Origin of the sequence: Microbacterium sp. AK009 (genome assembly GCF_013410955.1) — a bacterium.
In the GTDB taxonomy this organism is placed as follows: domain Bacteria; phylum Actinomycetota; class Actinomycetes; order Actinomycetales; family Microbacteriaceae; genus Microbacterium.
In genome coordinates this window covers 89846-97018 of sequence record NZ_JACCCG010000007.1, presented here as the reverse complement: position 1 = coordinate 97018, position 7173 = coordinate 89846, and the positions used below count along the sequence as shown (strand labels likewise).

The 7173-nt window shown below is 68.5% G+C and carries 8 protein-coding genes and 1 tRNA gene; 3 read left to right on the top strand and 6 right to left on the bottom strand.

Annotated features, from left to right (window positions below; all coding sequences use genetic code 11):
* Positions 1–172: 172 nt before the first annotated feature.
* Together HDC37_RS16090 and HDC37_RS16085 are read right to left on the bottom strand one after the other, a co-directional pair.
* Positions 173–472: a glutaredoxin family protein gene (locus tag HDC37_RS16090; protein ID WP_179561425.1), complete on the bottom strand. Its 300-nt coding sequence runs from the start codon at positions 470–472 to the stop codon at positions 173–175.
* A complete protein-coding gene (locus HDC37_RS16085) occupies positions 472–714 on the bottom strand; it encodes an AlpA family transcriptional regulator (protein ID WP_179561416.1) in 243 nt (80 codons plus the stop codon). The genes HDC37_RS16090 and HDC37_RS16085 overlap by 1 nt, the downstream gene beginning before the upstream one ends.
* Before the next feature lie 112 nt (positions 715–826).
* Between HDC37_RS16085 and HDC37_RS16080 the strand changes: the two genes are divergently transcribed.
* Both HDC37_RS16080 and HDC37_RS16075 read left to right on the top strand, forming a co-directional pair.
* Positions 827–1429, top strand: a complete 603-nt coding sequence (locus HDC37_RS16080) for a hypothetical protein (protein ID WP_308472254.1) — start codon at positions 827–829, stop codon at positions 1427–1429.
* A complete protein-coding gene (locus tag HDC37_RS16075; RefSeq protein WP_179561415.1) occupies positions 1422–2591 on the top strand; it encodes a site-specific integrase in 1170 nt (389 codons plus the stop codon). Before HDC37_RS16080 ends, HDC37_RS16075 begins: the two co-directional genes overlap by 8 nt.
* Before the next feature lie 136 nt (positions 2592–2727).
* Here the strand turns inward: HDC37_RS16075 and HDC37_RS16070 are convergent.
* A tRNA-Ser gene (locus tag HDC37_RS16070) sits at positions 2728–2818 on the bottom strand.
* Positions 2819–2867: 49 nt separating this feature from the next.
* Positions 2868–4535 carry an FAD-dependent oxidoreductase gene (locus HDC37_RS16065; protein ID WP_179561414.1) on the bottom strand — a complete coding sequence of 556 codons (1668 nt, stop codon included), beginning with the start codon at positions 4533–4535 and terminating at the stop codon, positions 2868–2870.
* 139 nt (positions 4536–4674) lie between these two features.
* On the opposite strand from HDC37_RS16065, the gene HDC37_RS16060 reads away from it, so the two are divergent.
* Complete coding sequence (locus HDC37_RS16060) at positions 4675–5625, top strand: L-lactate dehydrogenase (RefSeq protein WP_179561413.1); 951 nt, start codon at positions 4675–4677, stop codon at positions 5623–5625.
* A gap of 20 nt (positions 5626–5645) precedes the next feature.
* Here HDC37_RS16060 and HDC37_RS16055 read toward each other — a convergent pair whose 3' ends face one another.
* On the bottom strand, positions 5646–6362 hold the full coding sequence (locus HDC37_RS16055) for a FadR/GntR family transcriptional regulator (protein WP_179561412.1): 717 nt from the start codon (positions 6360–6362) through the stop codon (positions 5646–5648).
* 9 nt (positions 6363–6371) lie between these two features.
* Positions 6372–7145 (bottom strand): 3-oxoacyl-ACP reductase, encoded by a 774-nt coding sequence (locus HDC37_RS16050; RefSeq protein ID WP_179561411.1) that lies wholly within the window; start codon positions 7143–7145, stop codon positions 6372–6374.
* Positions 7146–7173 lie beyond the last annotated feature (28 nt).

Here is a 7173-nt window from a genome sequence, read left to right as displayed (position 1 = left end):
CTGTTCGTCATGATCTGACCAGTCTCCCTGCCCGAACCCTCGGGCGACAGGACGACTCACACAACGACTGGACCTACAAGACGGGGTCAGTCCACCACTGCTTGAGTCGCTCGGCTTTGCGACTCGCGCCCGCCGCGGCACCTGAATCACCGGCTTCCGTCGCCATGACGTGTCACACCCGCCCGGTTGGCGTGCCCGCAGTTTGGCCGCCGTTCGGTTCGCCTTCGATACGAGCGGCGAGCTGAGTGAACAGGTCGGGCCGGAACCCCGACCAGTGCATGTCGGGATGCTGATCTACGACGACTACGGGCGCCTCCGAATGGCCGAGTGTTTGAGTCACCAGCTCCACCGCCGCAGCGTCGGTCGAGAGGTCGACAACTCGGAAGTCGATTCCTACTGCTGCCAATGCCCGACACGTCAAGGTGCAACGAATGCAGCCAGGACCTGTTGAGTACACGGTGACGGTCGCCATCATCGCCGCCGAAGGTTGCGGATGTCGTGCCGACAGATCTGAGCGTTGTCTTCCTTGAACTGTTCGACTTCCAATGCGTCGTAGCGCACCGCTCGCCCTAGCTTGAAGAAGTTCGGGCCCCGTCGGTAGTAGCGCCAGATCGCGAGTGCATTCTCGGTCACCCCGAGCTTGGCAGCGACCTCAGCGGGGGTCAGTAGCCGACGCTCGTCTGGACTGGCCTTCTCCGTTGATGTATTCGTCATTTCTAGCCTCCTTGCATACCCTCTCCGATGTTTGACATGAGTAGAGCATTGTTTGCTATGGTCGGTCAAGAGCAATCTGCGTATAAACGACGCGGCCTGACAGACTGAGGAGGTGAAGGTCGACGTGCGCACACCTGACGGAGCACCCATGACATGGGAAGATGCGACACTGCCCGTCGGTTCCGCGTTGCGGATTGCTCCTGCGTTCCGCGCAAGCGCCACCTACGAAGCTGTTGGTATCGAGACGACGTTGCACGCCCGATACCAAGCGTCCGAGGGTCGCTACCTGGTCAGCGAGGTCAACAATCGTGCCCTCCGTGCCGACGTCGAGGTGAACAATCTCGCGCTTCGGCAGGTGCCGATCCAGGGCATGGTTCAGGCGGCGGCACCGCACTGCATCGCGCTCACTCTCGACAACGATGCCGATCCGACGGCGACGTGGATCACTGCCGCGGAATTGAGTGGCACCGCCGGACGGATCATCCCCAAATGGCTAGCGAAGGACGTCGTCAAGCGAGCCAATAAGGATGCTCGGATGGATGCCATCGAAATCCTCTATGGCACCGCGGCCCTGGCTGGGCTGCCACCGGTCAGGGCCGTCCAGCACGAACTTGGAGTACCGCATCGCACAGCCTCTGACTGGATTAAGAAGGCTCGTGCAGCTGGGCGCCTGGAGGGCATGAACTACATCGTCGGCCGCCAGGCGGATGGGTAGCGTTCACCCCTACTCAACGAAAGCCGGTAAGCGGTACCTCGTCCGCTACTTCAAACCCGACATGACCCAGGCGGCGAAGCGCGGGTTCCTCACTAAGCGCGATGCCGAAGCGTATCTCGCGAGCGTCGAGGTGGCCATCACCAAGAGGCAATACATCGACCCGGGCGACGCGCGCACCACCATCGCCGAGCTCGGCACGATCTGGCTCGAGGATCAGAAAGCCGTTTTGAAGCCGTCCTCGATGCATCCCCTCGAGTCGTGCTGGAGAGTCCACGTCCTCACTAGATGGGGCTCAATCCAGGTTGCAGATGTTCGCTACAGCGATGCGCGCGCGTGGGTGACGTCCCTGACGAGCACCCATAGCGCAACGACGGTGATACGCGCCTACGGCATCCTCGCCGCAATCCTGGACGTCGCTGTTCGCGACCGGCGGCTCAGCGAGAACCCCGTCCGCGGCATCAAGCTCCCACGTAAGCAACCAAAGCGGCGCGTGTACCTCAGTCACCGCCAGGTCGAGCTGCTCGCGTCGGAGGCCCGCTTCCCTGAACTCATCCTCTTCTTGGCCTACACCGGGCTCCGCTGGGGTGAGGCGACTGGCCTGCGAACGAGGGATGTCGATCCCCAACGGAGACGCGTCCACGTTCAAGAGAATGCGGTGATGGTCGGTGGCGCGATCCACACGGGAACACCGAAGACCCATGCCAGCAGATCAGTCCCCTACCCCGACTTCCTCGACCCCGCCATTCGCGCGAACCTGAGCGGCAAGACCCTCGAGCAGCTCGTGTTCGGCAACGGCGACGATCACCTAAGACTGCCCAACTCGAGAGACGGGTGGTTCGCCGCCGCCGTGCGGCGCGCGCAAACCATTGACCCGGACATGCCTCGCATATCTCCACACGACCTTCGCCACACCGCAGCGAGCCTCGCGATCAGCGCCGGCGCAAACGTGAAGGCCATTCAGAGAATGCTCGGCCACGCTAGTGCGGCCATGACGCTCGACACCTACGCAGACCTCTTCGATGACGACCTCGACTACGTCGCCCAGGCACTGAGCCGAGCACGAGACAGTCAACGGACGATCATGATCGGCGAGACCGACTACGGACGCCCGACAAGCCTTCGTAGGTGGCCGGAACTCGGCCCCGGCCAGCACTCTCGCTGACCGTCTTCGAGGCACGCAGCGCTCACGCGCCCGGTGAGAAAGCCAGTCTTTCTCATTTCTTTCTCACTTGGCTTCCAAGAGCAAGAAGAAACCCCCGCGATCCCAGTGTTTACAAGGGATCTGCGGGGGTTCCAGGTGGCGGTGACGGTGGGATTTGAACCCACGGTAGGGGGTTACCCTACACAACTTTTCGAGAGTTGCACCTTCGGCCGCTCGGACACGTCACCGCCGACCAGTGTACGACACGCCTGCGGGAGCCGCGAATCCACGCCCGCTTCACCGCCTGGCGAGGTGTCGATGCACCGACGAGATCACCACAGACCCCTCGCCCACGGCCGACGCGACGCGTTTGACCGAGCTCCGGCGAGTGTCGCCCACGGCGAACAGGCCCGGTATCGAGGTCTCCAGCGCCCCTGGCACCGAGCGACCCGCCCACGGTTCGGGGGCATCCTCGTCGGCCTCGGAGGCGCCGGTGAAGATGAAGCCCCAGCGGTCGCGGAGTACCTCGGATGGCAGCCAGTCGGTCCGCGGGCGCGCGCCGATGGTGATGAAGAGCGCCTCACAGGGAACGCGCTGACGCTCCCCCGTGTCGACCCGCTCGACCTCGATCTCCGCCAGCCGTTCACCCGCCGCATCCGGGAACGCGTCGGTGACCCTGCTCCCTGTGACGATCTCGACCCCGAGCGCGTCGAGCTGAGCGATGAGGTACGACGACATGCTCGCGGCGAGCGATGGTCCCCGAACGAGCAGGGAGACGGATGCCGCGTAGCGCGCCAGATGGAGCGCCGCCTGCCCCGCGGAGTTCCCCCCGCCGACGACGTAGACCGCACGACCGCGCTGCGCCTTCGCCTCGACCGATGACGCCCCGTAGAACACCGATGCGCCGACGAAGCGCTGCAGCGCGGGCACCCGGAGCCGACGGTACGACACCCCGGTGGCGACGACCACCGCGCCCGCGCGGACGGAATCCTCTCCGACGCGAAGCGTGAAGCCGTCGGCGAGGTCCAGCCCGGTCACCGTCCGGGCAAGGCAGAACCGCGCGCCGAACACCCAGGCCTGCTGGTACGCGCGCTCCGCGAGCTCACCCCCGCTCACCCCGCGCGGAAAGCCGAGATAGTTGCGGATCAACGAGCTGCCTCCCGCCTGTCCGCCGAGCGACTCGCGCTCCAGCACGACGGTCGACAGACCTTCGGATGCCGCGTAGACCGCGGCCGCGAGGCCCGCCGGCCCCGCTCCCACGATGGCGACATCGACGGGGGCGTCGGGCAGTTCGGTGCCGAGGCCGCGGGAGGTGGCGAGCTCGGCGTCGTCGGGGTCGAGGAGGAACGCCCCCTCCGGGGTGGCGACGACGGGGGCGCCCGGGTACGCCACGCCCGCCTCGGCCAGCATGCGTGCCGCCTCCGGCGAGGCCGGCTCGCGGCGGGTCACCGAAACGCCCGTGCGGGTGAGGAGCTGCTCGAGGAGGTGCGTGCGCGGCGCGTGATCCTCGCCGATGACGGTGTAGCCGACCCGGCCGCCCACGGCGCCCCGCCATTCGCGCAGCAGATCGGTGACGGTGCGATGGAAGTCCTCGTCCGCCAGCGCGTGGGGTCGCACCACGTAGTAGTCGATCTGCAGCTGCGCCATCGCCTCGAGGACGCGCCGGGCGGTCTCGGGGTGCGCCCAGGCACCCCAGGCCAGCAGCAGTCCGCGACGGGCGTCGGGAAAGAGCCGTCGCGCGTGGGCGAAGACCGTCTCACCCTCCGGCGAGGGCAGGTCGTCATCGGCGAGCACCAGAGCGACGGTCCCCGCCTCCGCCGCCACCCTCTCGAGCGCCTCGTGCGCATCGGCGCCGGCAGAGACGACCGCGTAGTCCGCGCCGTAGCGGCGCTCGAGCGCGTCGGGCACAGCCGGCCCGTCGGCATCCGACCGCTCGGCGACCAGGATGACCGGCGGCCGCGCCATCGCGTTCTCCATCGGCCTCGCCCCTGCCGCGAGTGTATTACCGCGCCCGTCCGACCGCCACCGTCGTCCGCGCGGGCGACTCGCTCGCCGGCGAGAGAAGCGGATGACGCGCGCCCGGCGCGGCTGGGAGACTGAGCGCATGGCGGTCATCGAGAACTCCAAGGTCACCATCGTCGGCGCCGGTAGCGTGGGAGCGAGCACCGCGTACGCGGCGCTGATCCGCGGCTCCGCCCGCCACGTCGCCCTGTACGACATCGCCACCGCGAAGGTCGACGCCGAAGTGCTCGACCTCGCCCACGGCACGCAGTTCACCGGGCGCAGCGACATCACCGGCGGCAGCGACATCGCCGTCGCCGAGGGGTCGCACGTCGTCGTCATCACCGCGGGCGCGAAGCAGGACCCCGGCCAGACGCGGATCGACCTCGCGGGCGTGAACGCCGGCATCCTTCAGCGCATGCTGCCCGATCTCCTCGAGGTCGCCCCGAACGCGATCTACGTCATCGTCACGAACCCCTGCGATGTGCTGACCGTGCGGGCGCAGCAGGAGACCGGGCTCCCGCCCGAGCGCATCTTCGCCTCGGGCACCGTGCTCGACACCTCGCGCCTGCGCTGGAAGCTGGCGCAGCGCGCGGGGGTGTCGACCTCGAGCGTGCACGCCTACATCGTCGGCGAGCACGGCGACACGGAGTTCCCGCTGTGGTCGCGCGCGACGATCGGCACGGTGCCGATCCGCGAGTGGCAGGCCGAGGGGCATCCGCCGATGACCCAGACCGAACTCGACGACATCGCCGTGGATGTGCGGGATGCCGCGTACAAGGTCATCCAGGGGAAGGGCGCGACGAACTACGCCATCGGCCTCTCCAGCGCCCGCATCATCGAGGCGATCCTCGGGGATGAGCACGCGGTGATGCCGGTCTCGACCGTGCTCCGCGACTTCCACGGGGTCGACGGGGTCGCCCTGTCGGTGCCGTCGATCGTCAGCGCGTCGGGCGCGACCCTCGTGCGTGAGACCGGATTCTCCGACCACGAGCTCGAGCTGTTCCAGCGCTCGGCCGCCGCGATCCATGACGTCGCGCGCTCGCTCCCCTGAGCTGACGCCGGCCGCACCGCTCAGCCGAGGAACCCGCGCAGCAGCGCCTCCGAGCCGGCGAGGTGGTCGAGGACGGCGGTCTCCGCGGCATCCGCTCGCCCGGTCAGGATCGCGGTCACGATCGCCTCGTGCTGAGCGTTGGAATGCTCGATGTTGCGGGGAAGGAGCGGGAACGCGTCGAGCCAGACGTTGACCTGCGCGCGATTCTCGGCGAGCAGGGCGACAAGGGAGGGAACGGCGGCGAGCTCGGCGATCGTCAGGTGCAGGAGGGTGTCGAGCCGGCGGTAGTCGTCGGTGCCGGCGAGCGCCGCCTGCTCATGGCGGGCCCAGAGCTCGGCGCGGGCGTCCGGGTCGAGCGTGCGCCCCGCGGCGGTGCGCGCCGCGCCCGCCTCGAGCACGCGGCGAAGACCCAGCACGTCTTCGAGTTCGGCCGCGGTCACCTCGACCGACGCCGGCGGCGGCAGCGGGTCGGCGACGAACGTGCCGCCGTACCGGCCGCGTCGCCTGACGAGGTAGCCGGTGTCGGCGAGCTCGCGGATGGCCTCCCGCACGGTGTCGCGGCTCACCCCGTAGAGCCCCGCGAGCTCGCGCTCGGGCGGGAGCGACTCCCCGGGCGCGACCACCCCGAGCCGCACGGTCTGGATGAGTCGGGCCACCGTGTCTTCGAGGGCGTTCCCCCCGCGCACGGGCCGGTAGACCGCGCGCCGCACAGCGGGAAGGGGCACCTCGACCGACACCGCACTCACCTACAGGGGCGTGACGTACGCGTTGGTGATGCCGCCGTCGACGACGAACGCGGTGGCGGTGATGAACGAGGCGTCGTCGGAGGCGAGGAACGCGACGGCGGCTGCCATCTCCTCCGGCTCGGCGAACCGCCCCATGGGCACATGGACGAGCCGGCGCTGGGCGCGCTCGGGGTCTTTCGCGAAGAGCTCCTGCAGAAGCGGGGTGTTCACCGGCCCCGGGCAGAGCGCGTTCACGCGGATCCCCTGCCGGGCGAACTGCACCCCGAGCTCCCGCGTCATCGCGAGCACCCCGCCCTTCGAGGCGGTGTAGGAGATCTGCGAGGTGGCTGAGCCCAGCAGCGCCACGAACGAGGCGGTGTTGATGATCGAGCCGCGACCCGCGGGCACCATGTGACGCAGCGCCGCGCGCGAGCAGAGGTACACGCTCTTGAGGTTGACGTCCTGCACCCGATCCCACGCGGGAAGCTCCGTCGTCTCGATCGAGTCGTCGTCGGCGGGCGAGATCCCGGCGTTGTTGAAGGCGATGTCCAGGCGCCCGAGATCGCCGGCGACCGAGTCGAAGAGCTGTTTGACGGATGCCTCGTCGGCGACGTCGACCGGACGGAAGAGCCCGTCCACCTCGGCGGCCGCCCGTTCGCCCGACGCCGGGTCGACGTCGGCGATCACGACGCGGGCGCCCTCGGCGGCGAAGCGACGGGCGGTGGCCAGGCCGATGCCGCTCGCGCCGCCGGTGACGATGGCGACCTGGTCGGCGAGGCGTTGCGTGAGGTCCATGCTGGTTCTTTCTGTGTGGGGCGTTTCG

Coding starts and splice junctions, on each gene's coding strand:
- HDC37_RS16060 (WP_179561413.1), top strand. CDS start 4,675: ATGGCGGTCATCGAGAACTCCAAGGTCACCATCGTCGGCGCCGGTAGC.
- HDC37_RS16065 (WP_179561414.1), bottom strand. CDS start 4,535: ATGGCGCGGCCGCCGGTCATCCTGGTCGCCGAGCGGTCGGATGCCGAC.
- HDC37_RS16085 (WP_179561416.1), bottom strand. CDS start 714: ATGACGAATACATCAACGGAGAAGGCCAGTCCAGACGAGCGTCGGCTA.
- HDC37_RS16050 (WP_179561411.1), bottom strand. CDS start 7,145: ATGGACCTCACGCAACGCCTCGCCGACCAGGTCGCCATCGTCACCGGC.
- HDC37_RS16075 (WP_179561415.1), top strand. CDS start 1,422: ATGGGTAGCGTTCACCCCTACTCAACGAAAGCCGGTAAGCGGTACCTC.
- HDC37_RS16090 (WP_179561425.1), bottom strand. CDS start 472: ATGGCGACCGTCACCGTGTACTCAACAGGTCCTGGCTGCATTCGTTGC.